23 protein-coding genes and 1 pseudogene are annotated in these 24077 nt (G+C 68.6%); 11 read left to right on the top strand and 13 right to left on the bottom strand.

Annotation, left to right across the window (positions count from 1 at the left end; translation table 11 throughout):
• Positions 1-60 precede the first annotated feature (60 nt).
• Together ACYVLQ_RS30700 and ACYVLQ_RS30695 are read right to left on the bottom strand one after the other, a co-directional pair.
• Positions 61-687 carry a TetR/AcrR family transcriptional regulator gene (locus tag ACYVLQ_RS30700; RefSeq protein ID WP_460701019.1) on the bottom strand — a complete coding sequence of 209 codons (627 nt, stop codon included), beginning with the start codon at positions 685-687 and terminating at the stop codon, positions 61-63.
• Positions 688-703: 16 nt separating this feature from the next.
• On the bottom strand, positions 704-1849 hold the full coding sequence (locus tag ACYVLQ_RS30695; protein WP_460701035.1) for an acyl-CoA dehydrogenase family protein: 1146 nt from the start codon (positions 1847-1849) through the stop codon (positions 704-706).
• Positions 1850-2130: 281 nt separating this feature from the next.
• Here ACYVLQ_RS30695 and ACYVLQ_RS30690 point away from each other — a divergent pair, with 281 nt between their 5' ends.
• A complete protein-coding gene (locus tag ACYVLQ_RS30690; protein WP_460701018.1) occupies positions 2131-3594 on the top strand; it encodes an SDR family NAD(P)-dependent oxidoreductase in 1464 nt (487 codons plus the stop codon).
• Between the two features lie 402 nt (positions 3595-3996).
• Positions 3997-4380 carry a DUF2784 domain-containing protein gene (locus tag ACYVLQ_RS30685; RefSeq protein ID WP_460701017.1) on the top strand — a complete coding sequence of 128 codons (384 nt, stop codon included), beginning with the start codon at positions 3997-3999 and terminating at the stop codon, positions 4378-4380.
• A gap of 3 nt (positions 4381-4383) precedes the next feature.
• Here the strand turns inward: ACYVLQ_RS30685 and ACYVLQ_RS30680 are convergent, their stop codons facing one another.
• Both ACYVLQ_RS30680 and ACYVLQ_RS30675 read right to left on the bottom strand, forming a co-directional pair.
• Positions 4384-5139, bottom strand: coding sequence for a thioesterase II family protein (locus ACYVLQ_RS30680; RefSeq protein WP_460701016.1), 756 nt, complete (start codon positions 5137-5139; stop codon positions 4384-4386).
• Between the two features lie 68 nt (positions 5140-5207).
• A complete protein-coding gene (locus tag ACYVLQ_RS30675) occupies positions 5208-5780 on the bottom strand; it encodes a TetR/AcrR family transcriptional regulator (RefSeq protein ID WP_460701015.1) in 573 nt (190 codons plus the stop codon).
• Positions 5781-5882: 102 nt separating this feature from the next.
• Between ACYVLQ_RS30675 and ACYVLQ_RS30670 the strand changes: the two genes are divergently transcribed.
• The 3 genes and pseudogenes from ACYVLQ_RS30670 to ACYVLQ_RS30660 all read left to right on the top strand — a co-directional run.
• Entirely contained in the window at positions 5883-7097 is a 1215-nt protein-coding gene (locus tag ACYVLQ_RS30670) for an FAD-dependent monooxygenase (RefSeq protein ID WP_460701014.1), read from the top strand.
• Positions 7098-7150: 53 nt separating this feature from the next.
• Entirely contained in the window at positions 7151-8218 is a 1068-nt protein-coding gene (locus ACYVLQ_RS30665) for a nucleoside hydrolase (RefSeq protein WP_460701013.1), read from the top strand.
• A 65-nt stretch (positions 8219-8283) separates the two neighbouring features.
• Positions 8284-8973 (top strand): annotated as a pseudogene (locus ACYVLQ_RS30660) (amidohydrolase family protein); the annotation flags it as partial.
• A gap of 92 nt (positions 8974-9065) precedes the next feature.
• Here ACYVLQ_RS30660 and ACYVLQ_RS30655 read toward each other — a convergent pair.
• Entirely contained in the window at positions 9066-9548 is a 483-nt protein-coding gene (locus tag ACYVLQ_RS30655) for an ADP-ribosyltransferase (protein ID WP_460701034.1), read from the bottom strand.
• A gap of 634 nt (positions 9549-10182) precedes the next feature.
• Here ACYVLQ_RS30655 and ACYVLQ_RS30650 point away from each other — a divergent pair.
• Together ACYVLQ_RS30650 and ACYVLQ_RS30645 are read left to right on the top strand one after the other, a co-directional pair.
• Complete coding sequence (locus ACYVLQ_RS30650; protein ID WP_460701012.1) at positions 10183-10362, top strand: hypothetical protein; 180 nt, start codon at positions 10183-10185, stop codon at positions 10360-10362.
• 38 nt (positions 10363-10400) lie between these two features.
• Complete coding sequence (locus ACYVLQ_RS30645) at positions 10401-10535, top strand: hypothetical protein (RefSeq protein WP_460701011.1); 135 nt, start codon at positions 10401-10403, stop codon at positions 10533-10535.
• Here the strand turns inward: ACYVLQ_RS30645 and ACYVLQ_RS30640 are convergent.
• From ACYVLQ_RS30640 to ACYVLQ_RS30625, 4 genes are all read right to left on the bottom strand, one after another.
• Positions 10532-12103 (bottom strand): adenylate/guanylate cyclase domain-containing protein, encoded by a 1572-nt coding sequence (locus tag ACYVLQ_RS30640; RefSeq protein ID WP_460701010.1) that lies wholly within the window; start codon positions 12101-12103, stop codon positions 10532-10534. The genes ACYVLQ_RS30645 and ACYVLQ_RS30640 overlap by 4 nt on opposite strands.
• Positions 12104-12477: 374 nt before the next feature.
• On the bottom strand, positions 12478-13557 hold the full coding sequence (gene meaB, locus ACYVLQ_RS30635; protein WP_460701009.1) for a methylmalonyl Co-A mutase-associated GTPase MeaB: 1080 nt from the start codon (positions 13555-13557) through the stop codon (positions 12478-12480).
• Positions 13554-15815: a methylmalonyl-CoA mutase gene (gene scpA / locus ACYVLQ_RS30630; RefSeq protein ID WP_460701008.1), complete on the bottom strand. Its 2262-nt coding sequence runs from the start codon at positions 15813-15815 to the stop codon at positions 13554-13556. The genes meaB and scpA overlap by 4 nt, the downstream gene beginning before the upstream one ends.
• Positions 15816-17687 (bottom strand): methylmalonyl-CoA mutase family protein, encoded by a 1872-nt coding sequence (locus tag ACYVLQ_RS30625; RefSeq protein WP_460701007.1) that lies wholly within the window; start codon positions 17685-17687, stop codon positions 15816-15818.
• Positions 17688-18015: 328 nt separating this feature from the next.
• Between ACYVLQ_RS30625 and ACYVLQ_RS30620 the strand changes: the two genes are divergently transcribed.
• Positions 18016-18696, top strand: coding sequence for a TVP38/TMEM64 family protein (locus ACYVLQ_RS30620; RefSeq protein WP_460701033.1), 681 nt, complete (start codon positions 18016-18018; stop codon positions 18694-18696).
• A gap of 79 nt (positions 18697-18775) precedes the next feature.
• The gene (locus tag ACYVLQ_RS30615) at positions 18776-19627 is read left to right on the top strand and encodes an SDR family oxidoreductase (protein WP_460701006.1); all 852 of its coding nucleotides are present in this window, start codon (positions 18776-18778) and stop codon (positions 19625-19627) included.
• Between the two features lie 112 nt (positions 19628-19739).
• Here ACYVLQ_RS30615 and ACYVLQ_RS30610 read toward each other — a convergent pair whose 3' ends face one another.
• Positions 19740-20282 carry a MarR family winged helix-turn-helix transcriptional regulator gene (locus tag ACYVLQ_RS30610; protein WP_460701005.1) on the bottom strand — a complete coding sequence of 181 codons (543 nt, stop codon included), beginning with the start codon at positions 20280-20282 and terminating at the stop codon, positions 19740-19742.
• Positions 20283-20358: 76 nt separating this feature from the next.
• Between ACYVLQ_RS30610 and ACYVLQ_RS30605 the strand changes: the two genes are divergently transcribed.
• Entirely contained in the window at positions 20359-21087 is a 729-nt protein-coding gene (locus ACYVLQ_RS30605; protein WP_460701004.1) for an SDR family NAD(P)-dependent oxidoreductase, read from the top strand.
• 152 nt (positions 21088-21239) lie between these two features.
• Here the strand turns inward: ACYVLQ_RS30605 and ACYVLQ_RS30600 are convergent, their stop codons facing one another.
• Entirely contained in the window at positions 21240-21575 is a 336-nt protein-coding gene (locus ACYVLQ_RS30600; protein ID WP_460701003.1) for a transglycosylase family protein, read from the bottom strand.
• Positions 21576-22811: 1236 nt separating this feature from the next.
• Between ACYVLQ_RS30600 and ACYVLQ_RS30595 the strand changes: the two genes are divergently transcribed.
• The gene (locus tag ACYVLQ_RS30595; protein ID WP_460701002.1) at positions 22812-23114 is read left to right on the top strand and encodes a hypothetical protein; all 303 of its coding nucleotides are present in this window, start codon (positions 22812-22814) and stop codon (positions 23112-23114) included.
• On the opposite strand, the gene crcB (ACYVLQ_RS30590) is transcribed toward ACYVLQ_RS30595, so the two are convergent.
• Together crcB (ACYVLQ_RS30590) and crcB (ACYVLQ_RS30585) are read right to left on the bottom strand one after the other, a co-directional pair.
• Complete coding sequence (gene crcB, locus ACYVLQ_RS30590) at positions 23096-23458, bottom strand: fluoride efflux transporter CrcB (protein WP_460701001.1); 363 nt, start codon at positions 23456-23458, stop codon at positions 23096-23098. The two genes, ACYVLQ_RS30595 and crcB (ACYVLQ_RS30590), sit on opposite strands and share 19 nt — an antisense overlap.
• On the bottom strand, positions 23455-23955 hold the full coding sequence (gene crcB / locus ACYVLQ_RS30585; protein WP_460701000.1) for a fluoride efflux transporter CrcB: 501 nt from the start codon (positions 23953-23955) through the stop codon (positions 23455-23457). The genes crcB (ACYVLQ_RS30590) and crcB (ACYVLQ_RS30585) overlap by 4 nt, the downstream gene beginning before the upstream one ends.
• Positions 23956-24077: the final 122 nt, after the last annotated feature.

The raw sequence follows: 24077 nt of genomic DNA, 5'->3' as shown, positions 1-24077 counted from the left end.
CTCATCAACCAGCACGAAACCACATGCTACCCAAAAACATTACAAAGTGATGCTGGAGTACTAGTCGTTGGCCTGGTCGATCTTCGGGAACGACTGCGTGACCAATGTGAGAAGCATGTCCGCTAGCAGCTCGTGCACCTGCTCGCGGGTCAGGCTCTCCCGCGTGATCCATTCGCGCCCAGCCGCTTTCACCAGACCACCGTAGGCGCGCACCAGCGCCCGCAACTCGGCGCTGCGCCGCGAGCCCGACAACCCGACCATCTGCAGCAGACGCTCGGCGGCCGCATCGTCGGCCTCGTCGAGGATGCGCTGCACCTCCGGATCGTCACCGATGCCCTCGTGGCCGGTCACCTTCACCCAGGTGCTGCCATGCTCGCCGATGGTGTCGAGCAGCCACGCCACGCTCGCGTCGACCCGCTCCCGGTCCGTGCCGGTCGGCGCCACCATGTGATCGGCCCGCGGCAGCGTCACCATCCGGCGCACGACCGCCAGATACAGATCGCGCTTGTTGCCGAAGTAATGATTGATCAGGCCACGGGCCACACCGGCCCGCTGCGCCAGCTCCGCCGTGGACACGGCCGCGTACGGCCGCTCCCCGAACATCGCGATCGCGCACTCCAGGATCTGCGCGCGCCGCTCGTCGGGTTCGAGGCGACGCCGCCGCGCCAGGGAGTCGGCGGTCGACATGCGCGGAGTCGACATATCAGAGTGAGCGGGCAATGAGATCCTTCATCACCTCGTTCGATCCGGCCAGGATGCGCAGCACCCGGGCACCCGTGTACAGCTGGGAGATCGGGTATTCCGTCATGTATCCGTAGCCGCCGAACAGTTGCAGGCAGCGATCCACCACAATACCCAACTGGTCGGTCAGCCAATATTTGGACATGGCAGCCGTGGGAATGTCCAGCTCACCGCGCAGATGCCTGACAATCGAGTCGTCCAGGAAGGTGCGGCTCACCCGGGCGATCGTCGCGCACTCGGCCAGCTCGAACTTCGTGTTCTGCATCGCGAACAGCGGCTTGCCGAACGCCTCGCGCCCCTTGGTGTACTCGACGGTCAGATCGACGGCCTTCTCCATCATCGCCACCGCCATCACCGCGGTCACCAGCCGCTCCTGCGCCAACAGCTGCATCATCTGATAGAAGCCCTGGCCCTCGGCCTCGCCCAGCAGATTCGCCGCCGGTACCCGCAGCCCGTCGAAGAACAGCTCGGCCGTGTCCTGGCCCTTGCCGCCGATCTTGGACAGGATCCGGCCGCGGGTGAAGCCCGGGGTATCGTCGCCGACCTCGGCGAAGATCAGCGAGACGCCCGCGGCGCCCTTCGTGGGATCGGTCTTGGCGGCGATGATGATGCCGTCGCACAGCCACCCGTTGGAGATGAAGATCTTCGAACCGGTGACGACGTACTCGTCCCCCTCGCGTACCGCGCGGGTCTTGATGTTCTGCAGGTCCGATCCGGTGCCCGGCTCGGTCATGCCGATCGACAGCACCATCTCTCCGCTCGCCGCCTTCGGCAGCACCCGCCGCTTCAGCTCCTCGGAACCGAACTCGTTCAGGTAGGGGGCGATGATCGTGGAATGCACCGGCATCCCGAGCGCACCGTCACCGAGGAAGGCCTGCTCCTCGATGATGGCCGCCTCGTGCGCGAAAGTGCCGCCGCCCCCGCCGTATTCGGACGGAATCGCGGCACACAGCAGCCCCAGCTCACCCGCCCGGTTGTACAGCTCTCGATCGGGATGGCCCTGCTCGACGAACTTCTCCTCGTGCGGAATCACCTCTTTGTCGAAGAAGTTCCTCGCCAGCTCCCGTACGGCCTCGACCTCGTCGTCGCTCCACGCGGCGCGCACCATCGTCATCGTCCTTCGTCTCGTGCCCAGGCCGGAGCCACCGGCCCTCCCGGGACCAGCGTGAACCACTATTGGCGCTATGTCAACAACACCGCTCAGTCCGCGCCGCGACCCCCGCGCCGACAACGCCCGATCGAGTACTCGCCCCGCTGACAACCCCCGCGATCACCGGGACCGAGCCGGGGCCGACGCCGATCCGGCCGACCGGCGCGCGGCCGACCACGCGGATGATGCGACAATAGGACGCCACTCCACCAGCGTACGAAGGACCGAATCCCAGCACGATGGCCGACCACCACCCGACGACCGCCGCGGTATCGCCGGACACCGCCATCGACCCCGACGAACTCGCCGTCTGCCTGCGCGTGCTCGACCAGGCCGGGCAACTCGACAAGGACCACCCCGACTCGCTCGCCGTGCAGCGCGCCGTGGGGTACCTGTTCAAGCAGCTCAAGCGCCGACGACGGATCGAGACCCGCGACGCCAAGGCCGCCGCCGACCGCGCCGTCGTCGCCGGAACCGCCACCGGCTCCCCGAACCGCATCGACGACGAGACCGCCGGAATCCCCTTGTCCTCCAACACCACCGGAGGCACCGCCGGTGAACTCATCCGGCCGCGACCCTGCTACATCTGCAAGCAGCGCTATACCCACGTCGACGCCTTCTACCACCAGCTCTGCCCCGACTGCGCCGCCACCGGCCACGCCAAACGCGACGCCCGCACCGACCTGCACGGCCGCCGCGCGCTGCTGACCGGCGGCCGCGCCAAGATCGGCATGTACATCGCGCTGCGACTGCTGCGCGACGGCGCCCATACCACCGTCACCACACGATTCCCCAACGACGCCATCCGCCGATTCGCCGCGCAGCCCGACAGCGCCGACTGGCTGCACCGCCTGCGCATCGTCGGCATCGATCTCCGCGATCCGGCGCAGGTGGTAGCGCTCGCCGACGACGTAGCGGCGCAGGGCCCACTGGACATCCTCATCAACAACGCCGCCCAGACCGTCCGCCGCTCCCCCGGCGCGTACAGCGCGCTCGTGGAGGCGGAGGCCGGGCCGCTGCCCGCGGGCGCACTCCCGGACACCATCAGCTTCGGCAAGACCATGCAGGCCCACCCGACCGCGCTCACCGCCTCCCTCGGTTCGGCGCTGTCGGCCACCGAGGTCACCGAACTCGCGCTCGTCGCGGGATCGGCCACGCCCGAACGGATCTCCCGCGGCGTCGCCATCGATGCGGGCGGCCTGGTCCCCGACCTCGCGCACACCAACAGCTGGGTGCAGAACGTCGCCGAGGTCGACGCCACCGAACTGCTCGAGGTGCAGCTCTGCAACTCGGTGGCCCCGTTCCTCCTCGTCTCGCGATTGCGCCCCGCCATGGCGGCCGCCCCCGCGCGCCGCAAGTACGTCGTGAACGTCTCGGCCATGGAGGGCGTCTTCAGCCGCGGCTACAAGGGCCCCGGCCACCCCCACACCAATATGGCCAAGGCGGCGCTGAACATGCTCACCCGCACCAGCGCCCGGGAAATGTTCGAAACCGACCGCATCCTGATGACCGCCGTCGACACCGGCTGGATCACCGATGAGCGCCCGCACTACACCAAGCTCCGCCTCGCCGAGGAGGGCTTCCACGCGCCCCTCGACCTCGTCGACGGCGCCGCCCGCGTCTACGACCCGATCATCCGCGGCGAGCATGGCGAGGACCTGTTCGGCTGCTTCCTCAAGGACTACCAACCCTCCAATTGGTGAACCGCGGTTCCGCGAAACCTGGTCTGGCCCTTCCTCTTGGCTTGTTTTGAGTGAGTCTCATTCGCGACTCGGACTGGTGATTACATGTTTAGATGCGCATAGGTCGATAAAGGTATCAAATTACACGCTTTCTCGGATCGGCACGCTCCGCACAACCGCGTGCGCCGCAGGTTCAGGCCCACACACTTCAGTGACGCGTAGGAGTTCACCTCGCCCCGGCCTCGCCCTCCCCTATCCGGAGCTGTCCCTGAAAGGCCACTATCGCTCCCCTGCGCCTTGCCGACAGATCGGCAGTTTCATGCATTGATGCGCATATAGGAGTACTGGTATTGCTCACGGACGAGCTCAGCAGCAGGGCCGACTGCGTGCGCACCAGGACTACCTGCGGTTACGCTGGTACCTGTGATGTACCGGCTGCTGGCCGACGCCACCGCGGGAGTGCACTTCCTGTTCGTCGTCTATCTGGTGACGGGCGGATTTCTGGCGTGGCGGTGGCGCTGGACGATCTGGACGCATCTGGTGGCGGTCCTCTGGGGTTTCAGCACGGTCCTGGTCGGGGTCGACTGCCCGCTCACCCACCTCGAGAACTGGGCCCGTCATCGTGCCGGTCAGGAGGGGTTGCCGCCGAGCGGCTTCATCGACCATTACATCACCGGCGTGCTCTATCCCCGCGACGCACTGGATCTCGTGCGGCTGCTGGTGGTGATCGTCGTGCTGGCGTCGTGGGCGGGGCTGTATCGGCGCTCGCGGCTCACGGCGGCCGGGGTTCCTCGGTCCCCGGTGTGAGCGTCAGTTCAGCCGAGCCGCGATGAACTCCGCCAGCTCCGGCACCCGTTCGTCCAGATAGAAGTGTCGACCGGGGAAGATCGCCAGCTCGAAGTCGCCCGCCGTGTGTTCGCGCCAGCGGTCGGCCTGTTCCGGGGTCAGGGTGGGGTCGGCGTCGCCGAGCAGCGCGGAGATGTCGCAGCGCAGCGGGTCTCCCGGTGTGCAGGTGTAGGTCTCGACGGCGCGATAGTCGTTGCGGACGGCGGGCAACACCAATTCGGCCAGGCCGGGCTCGCCGCGCAGCACGGCCACCGTCGCGGGATCGTTGGCCAGCCGCTCCAATTCGGCGATCAGGTCCGCGTCCGGCGCATCGTGCAGCCGTCCCGGATAGGGGTCCGACGGCGCGATCCGGCCGGAGGCGAACAGCCGAATCGGGTTGCGCCCCTGGGCTTCCAGGCGCCGGGCGGTCTCGAAGGCCACGGTGGCGCCCATGCTGTGCCCGAATAGCGCCAGATCCTCGCCGGGGCTCCAGGCCCGCAGATCACACACCACCCGGTCGGCCAATTCCCCGATATCGGCGACCATCGGTTCGCCGAGCCGGTCCTGGCGCCCCGGATATTGCACCGCGACCACCGTGACATCGTCGCCGAGGTGCTGCGCCAGTGCGTGATAGGCGCTCGCCGAGCCGCCACCCGGCGGGAAGCACACCAGCACCGCCCGCGGCTGTGCCGCGCTCCGCAGCTCGCGCAGCCACTCGGCGCCCTCGATGGATCGCGCCACGCTCGGGCCTCCTTCCGTACACATCTCTCGACCTGCCGGGGAACCCGGATCGGTGACCGATCGCGAGCTTACTTCCCGCGCAGGGTCTTCACCGCCAGTTCCACATCCTCGCCGTGCAGCAGGTCGCCCGCGGGCGCGAGCAGGTGGAGCATCGCGAAACCCTGGAACAGCACGAAGTAGACCTTCGCCACGGCCCGCGCCTCCTGGGCCGACAGCTCCGGATGCACGTCACGCAGGGCCGCGGCCATATCCGCGTAGGCACCCGCGGTCGCTTCGGACAGATAGGCCTGCAATTCCTCGGAGCGGGCGATCCGAACCCCGTTCTCGAGGCTCAGCAGCAGCTGCTCGTGATTCTTCTGGACGACGTCGAGCATGCCGTTCCACGTGGGCCCGATGGAGTCCCACAGCGAGCGCCCCTCCCCCGCGTCCCGGATCGCCTCCTCGACGCCGTCGCCGATCTCGCTGCCGACCCCTTCGGTGACTGCCTCCGACACCAGCCGGTCCTTGGATCCGAAGTGATAGCCGATGGCGGCCAGGCTGACGCCCGCGGCGGCGGCGATATCGCGCGCGGTCACCTTTGCCAGCCCCCGTTCGAGAATCGCCTTGCGAGCACCGGCCAAAAGGTCTTCCCGATTTCCCATCACCCCACCCTACCAGCGTCTTAGACATTTGTACTAGACATATGTGCCAGTCCCTGTTAGACATTTGTCTAAGACGTTCGAACCAAAGAACAGGACGACATCGTGAACAGCTCCGCACCCGCTCCGCACATCCTGGTCTCCGGCGGCGGCATCGCCGGTAATGCCGTTGCGCTGCAACTGCTTCGGTCCGGAATTCGGGTCACCGTGGTCGAGCGGGCGCACGCCCCACGGCCCAGCGGCCAGGCCGTCGATCTGCGCGGTCCCAGCCGCGAGGTGGCCGAGCGCATGGGCCTGATGCCCGGCATTCGGAAGTACCAGCTCGAGGAGCTCGGCATCTCCTACGTCGACTCCCGGGGCCGCAATTACGCCAACATGTCGATGGAGGACTTCGACGGTCAGGGCCCGGTCGCGGAAATCGAGATCACGCGCGGCGACCTGAATCAGGTGCTACTGGACGAGGTCGCGGCGGTCGGGGGCGAACTCGACTATCGCTACGGCGAGTGGATCGAGGACCTCGCCCAGGATTCCGACGGCGTCGACGTGACCTTCCCGACCGGGCGCACGGAGCGTTTCGACCTGGTGATCGGCGCGGACGGCGTGCATTCGGCGACACGGCGTCTCGCCTTCGGGCCCGAGGAACGGTTCAGCACCTTCCTCGGCGGCTACGCCTCGTTCTTCACGATCCCGACCCCGCCGGGCGTGAAACCCGGCTGGTTCGCCATGCAGGCGGTGCCCAGCGCGGCCGTCGGCATCCGGCCGGACCGCGATCCCGACACCTCGAAGGCCATCCTTACGCTGCTGACCGACCCCGATCCGGCGCTGCGCCGCGATACCGCGGCTCAGCAGCGGCTCATTCACCGGATGCTGGGCGACGCCGGGTGGCACTCCCCCGCCATCCTCGCTGCCATGGCCAGCACGCCCGACTTCTACTTCGACGAGCTGGCGCGCATCGACATGCCGAGCCTCGCCGCCGGTCGGGTGACCCTGGCGGGTGACGCCGGGTACTGCGGGTCGCCGATGACCGGCATGGGCACCGCGATGGCCATGGTGGGCGGGTACATTCTCGCGGGCGAAATCGCCGCCACCCCAGGCGATCTGCCCGCGGCGCTGCGCCGTTACGAGGACCGGGTCACCCCGTTCCTGGACGAGGCGAAGGAGCTGCCGGGCGGTGGCATCAAGATGATGCTGTCGCCCACGAACTTCGGCACCGCGCTGCGCCGCACCGCGAATCGGGTCATGATGTCGCGCATCATGCGGCCGGTGACGAAGAAGATCTTCTTCACCAAGACCGAGGGCTATGAGCTGCCGACGTACTGAACGGTCGGTCACCCGGGAACTTCGGCGTCGCGGGCGCTCATTAGGCTCGAACCGTGCGGCAGCAGATCATCACCGATGTCGATACCGGGATCGACGACGCGCTGGCCCTGCTGTATCTCCTGGCGAGCCCGGAGGCCGAGATCGTCGGGATCGCCGCCACCGCGGGCAATGTCCCGGCGAATCAGGTGGCGGCCAACAACCTCGCGCTCCTGGACCTGTGCCGGGCACCGGATATCGAGGTGGCCCTCGGCGCCGAATCCCCGCTGGCGATACCGTTGCGCACCACCGAGGACACCCACGGGCCGCAGGGCATCGGATACGCGCAGTTCCCGCCGTCGGCGCGGACGCTGTCCGACCGGTCCGCGGCGCGGCTGTGGGTGGATCTCGCGCGTGCGCATCCCGGAGAGATCATCGGGCTGTGCACGGGTCCGCTCACCAATCTGGCGCTGGCCCTGCGCCTGGAACCGCGACTGCCGCAGTTGCTTCGACGGTTGGTCGTGATGGGCGGAGCGTTTCACCGGCCCGGCAATACCACGCCGACCAACGAGTGGAATGTGCATGTCGATCCCGAGGCGTGGAAGGAGGTCTTCGACGCCTTCGCCGCGGCGTCCGCCGACCGCAGGCCGCTGGTCTGCGGGCTCGACATCACCGAGACCATCGAGATGTATCCCGAACACGTGGCTCGTCTGGCCCAACGGGCGGAAAGCGTTCCGGTGGAACATCTTTCCGAATCCGATGCCCGGGGAGCCGGCTCGCAGGCCGGTAACCCCGTCGTCCGGTTCGTCACCGATGCCGTCCGATTCTATTTCGAGTTTCATCGCGACCACGGGCAGCCGTACCTGGCGCATATGCACGATCCGTTCGCGGCCGCGCTCGCGCTCGATCCCACCCTCGCGGTGACCCGGCCCGCCACCGTCGACGTCGAGCTGGGCGGGACGCTCACCCGGGGCGCCACCATCGCGGACTGGGCCGGTATGTGGGGCCGGGAACCCAATGCGGACATCGCGATCGGCACCGATCCGCCCGCGTTCTTCGATCGGCTCATCGAGCGAGTCGGGGACCTCGCACGCAACGCCTATCCGCCAGCGCGGGACAGGAGGCTCGTTGAGCGTCGACGGTGACCACGACACGGCGCACATCACCGAGTTCCGCCAGCGGCTCCGGCTGTCCGGGCTCATCGATGTGTGACGACGAGCAGGTGCGGCTGAAGACGCTGCGCGGCTTCGGTGTTCGGGCCTTCACGTCACTGGTCTACCCGCACAAGCCGGATATGGCGGCCTGGCTCAACGAGTGGGCCGCCGACTTCGCCGCCCGCACGCCGGACTGCCTGCACACCGCGACGTTTTTCCCGGAGCGGCACGCCGACAGCTTCGTGGAGGCCGCGATCGAGGCCGGTGCGCGAATCTTCAAGGTGCACATCCAGGTCGGCGATTTCCATCCGCGCGATCCGCGGCTCGACGAGGTGTGGGGCATGCTGGCCGACGCCGGGATTCCGGTGATCATCCATTGTGGATCGGGCCCCGCGCCGGGCGAATTCACCGGTCCCGGGCCCATCGCCGAACTGCTGCGGCGGTATCCGCGACTGCGCCTGATCATCGCACACATGGGCGCTCCCGAGTACTCCGAATTCCTGGATATCGCCGAGCGATTCAACGGCGTCCACCTGGACACCACCATGAACTTCACCGACTTCTTCGAAGCCGACGATCCCTTCGTCGGCGAACGCGGCCGCCTGCGCCATTTCGGCGATCGCATCCTCTTCGGCAGCGACTTCCCCAATATCCCGTACCCCTACGGACATGCCCTCTACGCCCTGGAACGCCTCGACCTGGGCGAGGAGTGGCTGCGGAACGTCTGCTATCACAACGCCGCCCGCACCAGGCACTCAGCGATCATACTCCCACGCCCGCCTCCCGGAAGATCGATCAACGTGAGCATGCGCTATGGCTATGGCTCTGGCTGTCGCAGCTATGCAAGGTCACCCCTCTCCACCAAGTCGATGTATGAGAATTCGTATCCGCCTTGGACGGTATCTTTCCGGTTGACGACCTCGAATGGGGTTTCCTCTTTGAAGAGGACTTCTTGCTCCTCTTTTTTGATCGTATACTTGGAGATATCCTTACCTGTTCGTGACACTATGCGGAACTGCGCATTTCCGGGAAACCTCGCATGTGGGTTGGCGGCGGTGCTCAGAAAGGCTCGATCTCTGACGACGTTCCCCTTCTGGTAGAGCGCCAGCATATCGTCTGATAAGTAGGTGCCTCTGTAGACAACTCCTTTGTGGTCCGGCAGCTTTTCGAGGGCTGCTCTGATATGTTCGATCTGTTGACCCCGCCAATCGCCCAGCGGGCCGCCTTCTCTAAGAGCGCGGTTGTGACCTGCGAAGTTGAATGCGGCGTATCCTTTCAGCGCATCCTCCTCCGCCGAGAGGAGACGTGAGCGGGGCTGCACACCACCAGCTTTGCCGCCTGCTGACGTGATATTAGGATGCGCCCCTCGAGTCCAGCGTTCGAATGTTGCCGTCAACTCGTTGCGTATTTCCCTGAAGGCTTCTGAACGCTGAGGTTGTGTGTCGCCACCGCCGGCGCCCGCCCCGAGGACCCGCTTACGCCCCGCCAGGTCGGCCTCTTGTGACTGCTGTACAACACCCTTTCGCAGCTTGTCAGCGACCTCATGGGTGGCCTTCGCATCGGCCTTTCCGGCCTCTTTCAGTCGAGCAACCGGCGGGGCAACCCGTTTCCGAAAGAGATCGATAAGAACTCTACTGATCCGCACTTGTCCCCTCGACCCATGACATCAACGAACTTGGTGCGGCCACGATACATAAAAGCCGGCTCCGTGACATAGAATTCACATTACCTGTCACATACACTGCCGACCGGGTCTGGTCCGCCTACGCCGTCAGCGGGTTCGCCCGACGCGGGGACGACCGGCATTGTCGGCGGCGCGGTCGAGGCGTTCATCGACAGCATCCCCACGGCGACAACCCGCGCCAGCTAACGCCGAAACCCTCGCCCACCTGGTCGCGGCGACCGGGTCCACCCATCCGGTCACCGAACTGGAACCCGACCACTACGCGGCAGTGATGGCTCGGTGGAACCGGGCAGCGGCCGCCACCTGGAACCGGCACCTGGCCGCGCTGACCTCCTTCACCACCTGGACGCAGCGACAGAAACTACTCGCCGCCAACCCCGCGCGGCGGTTGACCCGCCGCAAGCCCGCGTACAGCGGCGACCGATCCGTACCGCGCGCCCGCGTGCAGTAGCTACTGGCCGATCCCGGCATCCGCTGCGGGAACGGGTCTTGTGGCAGATGCTCTACGACACCGCCGCCCGAGCCGAGGAGATCCTTTACGCGCTGGAACGCCTCGACCTGGGCGAGGAGTGGCTGCGGAACGTCTGCTATCACAACGCCGCCCGGCTCTTCGGGATCGGCTAGGCCGGCAGCGGCCGCGCCAGCGGGGTCGGTTCGCTCCGGCCGCGCAGCGTCACCGATTCGCCCAGCCGCCAGTGCTTCCGCTCGGATTCGTCGGCCGCGGCGAGGGTCGCGCCGGACGCGAGCACCCGGCCGGACTCCTGCTTGGACAGCTCGCACAGCCGCGCGGCCTGGTTGACGGGGTCGCCGATCACGGTGAACTCGTAGCGCCGATGCGCACCGACGTTGCCCGCCACCACGGACCCGGCGGCGACCCCGATTCCGGCGTCGAATTCCGTTGCGGCGCCGGACAGTCGGGAGCGGATCGCCCGGGCGGCGGCCAGCGCCGCGCCCGCTGCGTCCGACAGCGGCGCCGGGGTGCCGAAGATCGCGAGCGCGGCGTCGCCTTCGAACTTGTTGATCAGGCCGCCGTGCCGTTCCACCTCGTCCACCACGATGCCGAAGAAGTCGTTCAGGAGTGCGACGATCTCGTTCGCGGGCCGGGCCGCCGCCATGGTGGTGGATCCGATGATGTCGATGAACAGCGCGGCCGCCTCGACCTCCTCGCCGCCCAGTTCCGGGTTGCGGGCGAGGGCGGCGGCCGCGACATCGTCGCCGACGTGGCGGCCGAACAGATCCCGCACCCGCTCCCGCTCCCGCAGGCCGTCCACCATGCGGTTGAATCCGCTCTGCAGTTCGCCCAATTCGGTGCCGTCGAACACGGTGACCGCGACGTCGAGGTCGCCGTCCTCGACCCGGCGCAGGGCGCGGCGCACGGTGCGGATCGGCGCGAGGCTGGCGGCCAGAGTCTGCATCATCAGCAGCAGCCCGAACACCAGTGTCGATCCGCCCAGCGACAGCACGCAGATCGCGAGCCGCTGGGTGCTGATATCCATCGGCGTGAGCGCGAGCACCGCGAGGACCATCATCACGGCGACGGGAACGCCCGTGCCGACCACCCACACCACGATCGATCGCCCGAAAACGCCGCTGCCGCGCCGCCGCCGCGACGGCGCCGCCTCGAGCACCCGAGTCGTGACCGGCCGCAGGGCGAACTCGGCGACCAGGTAGCTGAAGGCGCACACGACAACGAGCGTGAATCCCAGGCCCAGCAGGATCTTGGGGATCAGCGCCGGATCCGCCAGGCCGTACAGCGGCGTCAGCACCGCCGCGCCCCCGGCCCAGAGCACCGCCTGCAGCATCACCAGTCGGCGGGGCACCGCCGCGGCCGCGGCCTGTTCCGGCTCGGTCGGCACGCGGTCCGGATCCGCCGTCGCCCAGCGCAGCGCCCGCAGGCCCGACGCCGTGCCCCAGACTGTCCCGATCAGCACGGCCGCGGTCGAGTACAGCGGTGTCGCGACGAAGTTCTGCGGTATCAGGGTGCGGCTGAATACCGACGGCCCGGGCAGGACGAAGCCCACGAGGGCGATCACCACGGCGATCCCGGTCAGATTCGCCGCCAGCAGCGGCACCGTCAGCAGCAGCTGCACCCGCACCCGGCGCCTACCGGATGTCTCGTCGGCCGATCCGAGCAGCCTCGAACCCCACGGTGCGGGGCCCAGCGCCGCGGGCGTCACTTCACTATCGACCACGGGTGCAGCTTAAGCGGGGAGAGGGCATACCCGCCGGAGGCACAACCTCGGCGACCTCCCCGGTGACCAACCGACGGCGGTCCGGACAGGTCAGCGAGAGACGACCCATGCCGCGTGGCGAGCTGTGCCGCGGGCCGGTAGCGGGCCGGGCGGGTATACGCACCGACGTACCGCAGCACCAGAACGTATCCAGTTGCAGCGCATGGTATCTGCGGCCCAGCCGGTCCACGCCGCCGACGTCACGATGCAGGTCCCGGATGTGCTGGCCGCGCGCCGCCGCGTCCGGTTCCAGGATGGTCGCCCAGATCTGGGCACCGAGCGCACGATACGCGCGAACGGTTCGGCAAAGAAGGCGGAACGCGCCTCCACCCGGTTCAGCGCTCGTCGAAGGCGCGCAGAATCTCCTCGGCGGCCAGGGCGGGGGTGAGCGAACCGTCGCGGACCGCCTTCTCCACCTGTCCCCGAATCGATTTCACGCCCGGGTTGTCGGCGAGCCGCCGCAGCAGCTGGTCATGCACCATGGTCCAGGTCCAGTCCACCTGCTGGCGTCGGCGCTTCTCGGCGAACTCGCCCGCTTCGGTGAGCACCCGGCGATGCTCGAGCACCGTATCCCAGAACCGGTCCAGGCCCGTGCCGTTCAGCCCGCTCATGGTGAGTACCGGTGGCCGCCACAGCGATTCGCGCGGGTGGATGAGCCGCATGGCGCCCTGCAGCTCGCGCGCGGCCGCCTTCGCCTCGATCTCGTGCCTGCCGTCGGCCTTGTTCACCGCGACCAGGTCGGCCAGCTCCAGCACGCCTTTCTTGATGCCCTGCAACTGATCTCCGGTGCGGGCCAGGGTGAGGAAGCAGAACACGTCGACCATATTGGCGACTGTCACCTCCGACTGCCCGACGCCGACGGTCTCCACCAGGATCACGTCGTAGCCCGCGGACTCCAGCAGCACGATAGTCTCGCGCGTCGCCTTCGCCACCCCGCCGAGCGTTCCGGCGGTCGGCGACGGCCGGATGTAGGCGTCGCGCTCCAGCGAGAGCTTCGCCATCCGGGTCTTGTCGCCGAGGATCGACCCGCCCGTCCGGGTCGAGGAGGGATCCACCGCCAGCACCGCGACCCGATGTCCCGCCTGGATCAGCGACATGCCGAGCGCGTCGATGAAGGTCGACTTGCCCACGCCCGGAACGCCGGTGATGCCCACCCGGTTCGACTCGACCCGCGCGGTATCGGTACCGACCGCCAGCAGCAGCCGCTGCGCGGCGTCCCGGTGGTCGGCCCGGGTCGACTCGACCAGCGTGATAGCCCGTGCCAGTGCGGCCCGTTCGCCGCCGCGCACGGCCTCGGCCAGCTGCTCGACATCGACCTGACGGCGCCGCGCCGCCCTGCCCCCGGAGCCCGGCGAGTCGCCCCCGCCCGGCGCCGCGCGCCCGGCCGCGTTGCTCGCTCGCGCGCGCTCGCTCATTCCGCTCCGGAGGACGCGCCGATCTCGTGGCCCAGCTCGCCCGCCAGCTTCTTCAGCAGGTCCACCGCCGCATCGGCGATCACCGTGCCGGGCGGGAAGATCGCCGCCGCGCCCGCCGCGTACAACTCCTCGAAGTCCCCGGGCGGGATGACGCCGCCGACGATCACCATGATGTCGGACCGTCCGACGTCGGCCAGCGCCTGCCGCAGGGCCGGCACCAGCGTGAGGTGACCGGCCGCGAGCGACGACACGCCCACCACGTGCACGTCGTTGTCGGTTGCCTGCCGCGCCACCTCGTCCGGGGTTTGGAACAGCGGGCCCACGTCGACGTCGAAGCCGAGATCGGCGAAGGCCGTGGCGATCACCTTCTGACCCCGGTCGTGGCCGTCCTGGCCCATCTTGGCCACCAGGATGCGGGGGCGGCGGCCCTCGGCCTCGGCGAACTCCTCCACCAGGTCGATCGCCCTGCTGATGTTGGTCACCTTCCCGGCCTCCTCGCGGTAAACACCTGAGAGAGTACGGATTTCGGCCTGATGGCGCCCGTACACCTTTTCCAGCGCGTCGGAGATCTCGCCGACGGTGGCCTTGGCGCGGGCGGCGTCGATGGCCAGGGCGAGCAGATTGTTCTCCATCCCGCCGCCCGAAGTCGCAGCGGCCCTGCTCAATTCGCCCAGCGCTCGCTCCACCTCGGTGGCATCGCGCTCGGCGCGCAGCCGCCGCAGCTTCGCCTCCTGCTCGGCGCGCACCCGCGAGTTCTCGACCTTGAGCACCTCGATCCGCTGATCCTCGTCGACCTGGTACTTGTTCACGCCGATGACCGGCTGCTGCCCGGTATCGATGCGGGCCTGGGTGCGGGCGGCGGCCTCCTCGATGCGCAGCTTCGGGATACCCTCCGAAATCGCCTGCGCCATACCGCCGTGCGCCTCCACCTCGGCGATATGCGCGCGGGCCCGCTCGGCGAGCTGGTGGGTCAGCCACTCGAGGTAGTACGAGCCGCCCCACGGGTCGATCGGCCGGGTCGTATTGGACTCCTGCTGGATCAGCAGCTGGGTGTTGCGGGCGATGCGGGCGGAGAAGTCCGTCGGCAGCGCCAGCGCCTCGTCGAGCGCGTTGGTGTGCAGCGACTGGGTGTGCCCCTGGGTCGCGGCCATCGCCTCCACGCAGGTGCGGGCGACATTGTTGAATACGTCCTGCGCGGTCAGCGACCAGCCCGAGGTCTGCGAATGGGTGCGCAGCGACAGTGATTTCTGACTCTTGGGCTCGAACTTCGACACCAGCTCGCTCCAGAGCAGCCGCCCCGCACGCAGTTTCGCGACCTCCATGAAGAAGTTCATGCCGATCGCCCAGAAGAACGACAGCCGCGGCGCGAACTGGTCGATCTCCATCCCCGCGTCCAGCCCGGCGCGAATGTACTCGACGCCGTCGGCGAGGGTGTAGGCCAGCTCCAGATCCGCTGTGGCACCGGCCTCCTGGATGTGATAGCCGGAGATCGAGATCGAGTTGAACTTCGGCATCTTCGCCGAAGTGTAGGCGAAGATGTCGGAGATGATCCGCATCGACGGCTTCGGCGGATAGATATAGGTGTTGCGGACCATGAACTCCTTCAGAATGTCGTTCTGAATCGTTCCGGCCAGCTGTTCGGGCTTGACGCCCTGCTCCTCCGCCGCGACCACGTACAGCGCCAGGATCGGCAGCACCGCCCCGTTCATGGTCATCGACACCGACACCTGGTCCAGCGGGATGTGGTCGAACAGCTCCCGCATGTCCAGGATCGAATCGATCGCCACACCGGCCATGCCGACGTCACCGGTCACGCGCGGATGGTCGGAGTCGTAGCCGCGGTGCGTCGCGAGGTCGAACGCGACCGACAGGCCCTTCTGCCCGGCGGCCAGATTGCGCCGATAGAAGGCGTTGGAATCGGCCGCGGTGGAGAAGCCCGCGTACTGGCGGATCGTCCACGGCTGGTTGACGTACATCGTCGGGTAGGGCCCGCGCAGGAACGGCGCGACACCCGGGACCGAGTCCAGCGGATACCCTTGTGCCGCAATGCGGTCGCGGTCGGCCTTCGTGAATACCGGTGGCACGTCGATGCCTTCGGGCGTCGGCCACACCAGCTGTTCGGGCGCATAGTGATTCGCTGCCGCGGCGGCCTTCACGAACGCCTCGACCTGCTCGCCACCGACCTCCGCCGCGCCGGGGCTGTCCAGTGGAACCTCGGCGAAGCTGCCGATCTGGTGCTTGATCTCCCGTGTGGTCATCTACGCTCCCACCTTCTCGAGCAGGCCGGACAGGGCTGCCACCGCGTCCATGCGGGCCGTGAGGAATCCGTCCGGCCGCTGCGTGCCCGACAGCTCGGCGACCGCCTTCTCCGGTCCGGCCAGCAGCACCGTGGCCACGCCCGCGCTGCGCAGCTGCTCCACCGCCGCGCCCGCCTCCGCCGCGTAGCGCGCGTCGGTGCCGCACAGCACCGCGATGGTGCTCGCGGATTCGCTTGCCGCCGCGCCGATTCCGGCGATCTCCAGGGCGCCCGGATTGACCGCCTCGATACCGCCGGAGGCGAGCAGGTTCGCGGTGAACGTGACCCGCACATTGTGCTCGGCCACCGGACCCAGCGGAATCAGCACCGCCCGCGGGCGGGCGCCGCGCGCGGCCAGGTAGGCGTCGGACCGGTTGCGCAAAGCCTCGAACGCCGCGCCGTAGCGGGCCACCGCTCCGGGCAGCCGCGCCGCCTCCGACAGCGGTTCCTCGGCCAGGTTCGGGAATTCGTTCACGCCGGTGACGGCCGTCTTCCGGTGCGCCACATCGGCTTCGCGCCGCTCCCGCACGGCCGCGATGCGCTCGACCAGCAGTCCCGATTCGAGCGCGGCCAGGTAGCCTCCGGCGCGCTCGATCTCCTGCATGAACTCCCACGCCCGATGCGCCAGTTCGTCGGTCAGGCTCTCCACGTACCAGGATCCGGCGCCGGGGTCGCGCACGTGCCCTAGGTGCGACTCTTCGAGCAGCAGCAGCTGGGTGTTGCGGGCCATCCGGTCCGAGAACGCCTGCGACACCTCGAGTTCGCCGGGCGGCAGCGCCGAGTCGAAGGGCAGCACGGTCACGTAATCGGCGCCGCCCACGCCCGCGCCGAAGGCGGCCAGCGTGGTGCGCAGCATGTTCACCCACGGGTCGCGCTGGGTCATCATCGCCGCCGAGGTCACCGCGTACTGCGGCGCGTTGCCGAACGCCGGGGCGCCCAGCTCGTGCGCCACCCGCGCCCACAACCGCCGTCCCGCCCGGAATTTCGCGATGGTCTCGAACTGGTCGTCGGTGGCGGCGAACCGGAACATCAACTGGCCCAGCGCATCCGCGGCATCGACCCCGGCATCGGTGAGCGCCCGCAGGTACTCCAGGCCCGCGGCGACCGCCGCGCCCAACTCCTGCGCGGCGGCGGCGCCGTCGTTGTGGAAGGCGACGCCGCACACGGTGACGGCGCGCACCGTCTCCGGCCGCGCGATCGCCTGCCGCGCCAGCGCCACCGCGGCATCCATCTCGATGTGGGACGTGCCGTTGAACCGGCTGGTCAGGGGTGTCGCCCCGAGCGCGACCTGGATATCGGCCCGATTCGACGCCGCGGCGCCCTGCGGGAGGTCATAGCCGTCCAGGATCGAGAACAGCTGCGCCGCCGCACCGTTCAGGTCCGCTCCCGCGTCCAGCACCAGCGGCGCCAGTTCGAACAGCAGCCCGCGCAGCGCGGTCGGCAGGTCCGCCACGGCGACCCCGTGCTCCCCCGCGCCCAGCCACACCGCGCTCACGCCGCTCTCCAGGGCCGCCATGATCTCGCGGTTCACCTCGGCGCCGTCGCCGAACCGGGCGCCGACGTACCAGCCGCGCCGCACGTCACGGGTGCCGTCCGAGCCACGCACGAACGGGAACTCGCCCGGCAGCGGCTGCTCGGGCAGTTCGTCGCGCCGGGTGTAGAGCGGGGCCACGGTCAGCCCGTCGTAGGTCGAGGCCTCGAGCAGCTGCTCCGGCTCGTCACCGAGCTCGGACGCGTCCACCTTGCGGGCCTTGGCCAGCACCCCGGCCACGCCCTTGCGCCATGCGGCATATCCGGGCACGACGTCAGTGCCCGGATCCGAACCAGTCGGCATCGCTGCTGTTCCTCTTCCACTCGATCCGATACTTCAGCTGTACCGGATATCTGGGCGTAAACCCAACCCTTCGCACCGTCTTCGCAGCGCGTTGTGTGTATCGTTCACATTGCGCTTCCAGTACGGTACAAGCAGGTCAGAGGGCATTTCAGTTAACGAGCATTCCTCCGTCTCACCTTGATGCTAACCGCCCGGCCGGTCCCGTTCCGCGCAGCCTCCCGCTACCAACCGGTAACCTCGCGCGGTGCTCCGGTAGCCTGGCTCGGTGCTGAGGAGAGCAGGTGCGGTGCTGTCGAGGGTCCGCGATCGGCGCGCGCTGGCGCTGCTGATGCTCGGCGGCGCCCTGGTCGCCGTCGCCCTGCTGGCGCCGCACCCCGCCCCGCAGCAGATCCGAGACTGGGCCGATTCGGTCGGCCCGCTGTTCCCCTTGGTGTTCTTCGCGGTGCACGCGATCGTGACGGTCGCGCCGTTCCCGCGCACGGTGTTCACGCTCAGTGCCGGGCTGCTGTTCGGCCCGATCCTCGGTATCACCGTAGCCGTCGCCGCGACGACCCTCAGCGCCGTACTCGCACTGCTGCTTGTGCGTGCGCTCGATCGGGACCAGGTCGCGGCCCGGCTCACCCACCCCGCGGTACGGGCCGTGGACCGTCGGCTCGAACGCCGCGGCTGGCTGGCGGTGGGCTCGCTGCGCCTGATCGCACCGGTACCGTTCTCGGTGATCAACTACTGCGCGGGCCTGTCGTCGGTGCGCATGCTGCCGTACCTGCTCGCTACCGTGGTCGGCATCCTCCCCGGCACCATCGGCGTGGTGGTGCTGGGCGACGCGCTGACCGGCCGCACCGAGCCCGGGTTGCTGGTCTTGTCGGGTGTGTGCATCACCATCGGCGTCCTGGGCCTGGTCGTCGATGCGCGCTGGGGCGCGGACCAATTCGCGGTGACCGACGCACCCGTCGAACCACGGGCCGCGGCAGCTCCTGACGCAACGCCGGTCCACAACACCACGCACTGAAACCCTTCGACGGGCTGTGCGGCGACTCGCCCGGAAACTCGAGTGACTGCGCGGCGAGGGCGATGACACCATGCCGGTCATGCCCCTACATCCCGACCCCACCCTCGAGGAACTTCGCCGCGATCCGCTGCCGCTGCGCGGGCGCACCGCACTGGTCACCGGCGCCAGCAGGCGCGGTGGTATCGGATATGCGGTGGCGCGACGGCTGGCCGCCTACGGTGCGAGTATCTACCTGCATCACCACGTTCCCCACGATGCGGAACAGCCCTGGGGCGCCGACCGTCCCGAGGAGGTCGCGGCGGGAGTCCGTGCGGCGCTGACCGATCCGAACGCGCGTGTCGCGCACGGCCCCGGCGACCTGTCCGACCCGCGGGCTCCCGCCCGGCTGCTGACCGAGGCGGCAGAGGCATTGGGCGACATCGACATTCTCGTCGCCAATCACGCGCTCAGCGGCGGAGACGGCGCCCTCGACACCATCGACGCCGACATGCTCGACGCGCACTGGGCCATCGATACGCGCTCGACGGTTCTGCTGATCCAGGCGTTCGCCAGGACGCGGGCGGTCGCGCCGGGTGGCCGGGTCGTCATGATGACCTCCGGGCAGGACATCGCCGACGGCATGCCGGGCGAGTTCGCGTACGCGTTGCAGAAGGGCGCGCTCGCGTCGATAACCCGCACTCTCGCAACGACTTTGGCGGACCGCCGGATCACGGTGAACACCGTCAATCCCGGCCCGGTCGACACCGACTACATGACCGGCACCGACTACGAGTACGTCGCGTCCCTGTTCCCGGCGGGGCGATGGGGCATGCCCGACGATCCGGCCCGCCTCATCGCCTGGCTGGCGACCGACGAGGCCGAGTGGATCACCGGCAACGTGATCGACTCCGAGGGCGGGTTCCGCCGCTGGCCCCCGGAGGGCCTGGGCTGACGCGGTCGGTTCGTCCTCCCGGCAACCCACGAACGGGTGCCGTTGGGCTCGATCGTAGGTTGGCGGGGATGCCGAGTTCGTCCAGCTCGGCCTGCAGGTTGTAGGCGCGGTATCAGTCCGGCCCGCCGACCTGGGTCGGGCGTTGTTCGCCGAGTTCGGCGTGCAGGCCCGCCAGGAGCGCCCGGAGCAACTCGGTGAGTTCGCGCTGCTGCCGCGCGTCGAGGCGGGACACCAGTTCCGCCTCGCGGCCCAGCACGCCGTCCACCAACTGTTCGACGAGTTCGTGTCCCGCGGGGGTCAATTCGACATCGACCCGCCGGGAACCGTCGCCGCGGGTGGCCCGGGTGACCAGCCCGTCACGCGCCGCGCGGTTCACCCGCTGTGAGATCGCGCCCGCGGTCAGCAGGGTCGCCTCCGCCAGCTCCCGCGTCGTCAGCCGATACGGCGGGCCGCTGCGGCGCAGCACCGACAGCAGATCGAGGGTCGCGGCGTCGGCCCCGGCCCGCGCCAGCGTGCGACGACGCTCCTCGCCCAGCAGCTTGGCCGCATGCCAGATGCGCGTCACGATGCCGATGGATTCCACCTCCGTGCCCGGACGTTCGCGCGCCCACGCCAGGGCGATCGCATCGACCGGATCGTTCACGTCGAGATCCACACCGCAGCTCCTTGTTTAGGTCTAAACATCTGCTACGTTTAGACCTATACAAAGTACCGCAAGTACGACGGAGGTAATGAACGTGGGCAGAACCGTAGTGGTGACCGGCGGCGGAACCGGCATCGGCAAGGCGATCGCGCGGGCCTTCACCCAGGACGGCGACACGGTGGTGATCACGGGCCGACGCCAGCAGGTCCTCGATGACGCCGCGGCCGAAATCGGCGACACCGTACGCGGCGCCTGCTTCGATGCCACGGATCCGGAGCAGGTCGAGGCGTTCGCCGCCGCGATCGGACCCGTCGACGTCCTGATCAACAACGCGGGCGGCCAGACCGACTTCGACCGCGACGCCCCCGACTCGCTGCGGTCGGTGGCCGACGGCTGGCGGGCGAACCTCGACGCGAACCTGATGTCGGCGGTGCTGCCGACCGTCGCCTGCCTGGACGCCATGCGGCGGGGCGGATCGATCATCACGATCGGCTCGATCGCGGCCGACAAGGGTTCCGGTTCCTACGGCGCGGCGAAGGCCGCCGTCGCCTCCTGGAACGTCGATCTCGCCCGGACGGTCGGGCCGCTGGGCCTGACCGCCAATGTGGTCTCCCCCGGATACATCGCCGACACCGAGTTCTTCCGGGACAAGCTCACCGATGAGCGCCGCACCGCCCTGATCGACGCCACGTTCACCGGCCGGGCCGGATCGCCCGACGACATCGCCGCGACCGTGCGATTCCTCGCCTCCCCCGCCGCCCGTCAGATCACGGGACAGGTGCTCGCGGTCAACGGCGGCGAGCGCACCAGCCGCTGATCCACATGCCGCACCGGCGCATGACCGCCGCCGAACTGCGCACTCGGCTACAGGCGATCCTCGACGGCCCTGCGGCCGCTGCCCGCGAAACGGCCCCGCCACCCGATGCCCGGGGCGGCGGGGCCGTCGAAGTCTGGACTACCCGCGAAGCCTTACAGGTAGGCGCCGCAGGTGGGCCACGCACCCGGGCCCTGACCGGCGAGCACGTTCTCCGCGACCGCGATCTGCTCCTCGCGGCTGGCGTTCGCCGCGTTGCCCTCGCCGCCGTAGGCGTTCCAGGTGCTCTGGGTGAACTGCAGGCCGCCGTAGAAGCCGTTGCCGGTGTTGGCGCCCCAGTTGCCGCTGGCCTCGCACTCGGCGACGGCGTCCCAGTTGTGGCCGCTGTCCGCGGAGGCGGTGGCGGACAGGCCGAACGGCACGGCGACGAGCGCGGCGGCGACGCCGGCGAGACCGAAGGCGCGGGTACTGAACTTACGGTTCCGAGACATGTAGTAATTCCTGCCTGCGCCCAGCCGGCCCGGTCGATGTAGCGAACCGGGTCCCTGTCCCCAGTGAACGTCGGGGTCGAACTCGAACCGCGGGACAGGGTTGCCGGTGTTCGGCGATTCGAGTTTCAGCCCGGACTACCGGGCCGCCGACGACGGTAACGAACAAATCTCGATAGATCACGTTGCGGTAACAACCAAATAGTCTCGACCACCACGTGAGGAACTCGGCGTTTACGCAGCTGAAAAAGTCGCAACACGTATTACATACGCGTAGTTATCCTATCGTTATGTGATCGAGATCACTACGATATTGTGATCCAGGTCACGTTTAGGGCTACCGTCCGGCATCGCGCAACGTCCCTAACAGGGGTATTGATCGGGCGTGATATTCGATCTTGGTTACGAACTGGACAACCTGGGCGTCTTGATCCGTGCTCTCGTTTCATGGTCGATGCAGTGGCGTCCAAGTAGTCGACTGCCATTTCGGTCGACCGCGCCGCGCGCGATTACATTCCGCGCCGCGCGGTGCCGCGAAATTCATTGCGGCACGGAATGGCCCGAGGAGTTGTCCCATTCCGATCACGATGATTGTGACGCTGGGCGGCGAGCCCGAGGCGCGACAGGATCGAGCCGGACGGTCGTGGCCATGATTCCCGGAATCACCGATCGGCCGAGATCAGTTCAGCAGGAAGGTGAATCGCGTGCCCCGACCACCGACGGCCGTCGAGCCGCGTCCGGGCGGCCCGGCGCGTCCGCCCGCGCCCGAATCGGGTGGTCCGCCCGATTCCCCAGCGCCACAGGCTGCTTCGCCGGTCACGCGCGGCCGACGGCCGAGCCCGCGCGTCACACGCGTTGCGGTACGCGCACTTTCGCTCGCCGCGTTCGTCGCGCTGTGGTGGCTCGTCGCGGCCGCCGAGCTGATCGATCCGCGGTTCCTGCCGAGTCCCGGCGCGGTCTGGGACGCGTTCGCGCGGGCCGACAGCTGGCACCAGATCGCGCCGGGGGTACCGCGCGAGGTGCGCGGCGAGCAGAACTACTTCCTGTGGGAGCACCTGGTCGCCAGCCTGCAGCGCATCGCCGCCGGGGCGGGCGGCGCCGTGCTCCTGGGTCCCGTGCTGGGATTCGCGCTCGGCACGTCGAAAATCCTCGCGGCCGTGGTGGAGCCGTACCTGAACTGCTGCCCGCCACGCTGCCGGAAGTCCTCTCGGGTATCCGGGTCGCGGTCGGCTTCGCCTGATGGACGAACCGTTCGGCGCGCTGGACCAACTCACCCGGGAGCGGCTGCAGGTCGAACTGCTGCGGCTGTGGCACCGGGAGGGCAAGACCATTGTGTTCGTGACGCATTCGGTGGAGGAGGCGGTCTTCCTGTCGACGCGGGTGCTGGTGATGAGCGCGCGCCCCGGCCGCGTCATCGTCGATCGCCGTATCGAGCTGCCCGGGGACGGCGACGGCATCCGGGACCTTACGGTGATCGCGACGCCGGAATTCCAGGCCGTGAAGTCCGAACTCGCGCAGGCGATCTACGACGCCCACGAATGAAGGATGCCGTACCCCGTCACTGCCGCGCCCAGTCCCGCGAGGACGCTCACAACGATGTTCAGCACCGCGTAGAGGTAGCTGCGCTCCTCGGCGAGCCGGACGGTCTCGTAGCTGACGGTGCTGTAAGTGGTGAGCGCGCCGCAGAACCCGGTGCCCAGCAGGGCGAGAACCGGCGTCGACACCGCCGCACCGGTGAGGCCGCCGAGAATCAGGCAGCCGGTGACGTTGACCAGGAAGGTGCCCCAGGGGAAGACGCCGTCGTGGCGTCGCTGCACGGCGCGGTCGACGAGGTAGCGCAAGGGTGCGCCGACCATCGCACCGGCGAAGACGAGCAGCGGCGTCACATCGGCCTCCCGGATCCGGCGTGACCCTCGACCGAGCCTATGTCGGCAGCCCGGCTCCGGTGCGACGCACTGCGACTCCCGCGCCGCAGGCCCACGTAGCAGGCGCGGGTGAGGCGCATCGCCACGGCGGTAGCCAGCAGGGCGCCGACCAGCGTCCCCGCGAGATACCCGGATGCGACCAACAGGTCGCCGGGCCGCAGCAGCTCCCGAATCTCGTTGGCGTACGTGGAGAAGGTGGTGAACCCGCCGAGAATGCCCACGCCCAGGAACGGCCGGACCAGCGGGTGCGCGGGCCAGATCTCCGCGACGGCCACCATCAGCACGCCGATCAGGAAGCAGCCGGTGACATTGGTGACGAACGTGGCCCACGGATACTCGCCCGGATGCGTCGGCCACCACTGCGCCAGGCCGTACCGCGCCAGTGCGCCGAGACCACCGCCGAGGGCGATGACCAGCACCACCGAGAGATCCGGACGGTCGGTTTTTCTACCGGTCACAGCTGCTCCTACACGAAACGACCCACGGGTTCACATCGGTAGGGACTGTCGGCGGCGGATACGCCGCGGTTGTTCCGGACCGGGCCGGAGCGGCGAGCCCCACCGCCGCATCCGCAGTCCAG

Source organism: Nocardia thraciensis (assembly GCF_054782435.1).
This window is presented reverse-complemented; position numbering and strand designations above follow the sequence as displayed.

Excerpts from the sequence above, each read along its gene's own strand:
- ACYVLQ_RS30615 (WP_460701006.1), top strand. The coding sequence starts at position 18,776 with ATGCCCCTACATCCCGACCCCACCCTCGAGGAACTTCGCCGCGATCCG.
- ACYVLQ_RS30650 (WP_460701012.1), top strand. The coding sequence starts at position 10,183 with ATGGCTCGGTGGAACCGGGCAGCGGCCGCCACCTGGAACCGGCACCTG.
- ACYVLQ_RS30675 (WP_460701015.1), bottom strand. The coding sequence starts at position 5,780 with ATGGGAAATCGGGAAGACCTTTTGGCCGGTGCTCGCAAGGCGATTCTC.
- ACYVLQ_RS30595 (WP_460701002.1), top strand. The coding sequence starts at position 22,812 with ATGGACGAACCGTTCGGCGCGCTGGACCAACTCACCCGGGAGCGGCTG.
- ACYVLQ_RS30605 (WP_460701004.1), top strand. The coding sequence starts at position 20,359 with ATGAACGTGGGCAGAACCGTAGTGGTGACCGGCGGCGGAACCGGCATC.
- ACYVLQ_RS30700 (WP_460701019.1), bottom strand. The coding sequence starts at position 687 with ATGTCGACCGCCGACTCCCTGGCGCGGCGGCGTCGCCTCGAACCCGAC.
- meaB (WP_460701009.1), bottom strand. The coding sequence starts at position 13,557 with ATGAGCGAGCGCGCGCGAGCGAGCAACGCGGCCGGGCGCGCGGCGCCG.
- ACYVLQ_RS30625 (WP_460701007.1), bottom strand. The coding sequence starts at position 17,687 with ATGCCGACTGGTTCGGATCCGGGCACTGACGTCGTGCCCGGATATGCC.
- scpA (WP_460701008.1), bottom strand. The coding sequence starts at position 15,815 with ATGACCACACGGGAGATCAAGCACCAGATCGGCAGCTTCGCCGAGGTT.
- ACYVLQ_RS30620 (WP_460701033.1), top strand. The coding sequence starts at position 18,016 with ATGCTCGGCGGCGCCCTGGTCGCCGTCGCCCTGCTGGCGCCGCACCCC.
- ACYVLQ_RS30600 (WP_460701003.1), bottom strand. The coding sequence starts at position 21,575 with ATGTCTCGGAACCGTAAGTTCAGTACCCGCGCCTTCGGTCTCGCCGGC.
- ACYVLQ_RS30695 (WP_460701035.1), bottom strand. The coding sequence starts at position 1,849 with ATGGTGCGCGCCGCGTGGAGCGACGACGAGGTCGAGGCCGTACGGGAG.
- ACYVLQ_RS30690 (WP_460701018.1), top strand. The coding sequence starts at position 2,131 with ATGGCCGACCACCACCCGACGACCGCCGCGGTATCGCCGGACACCGCC.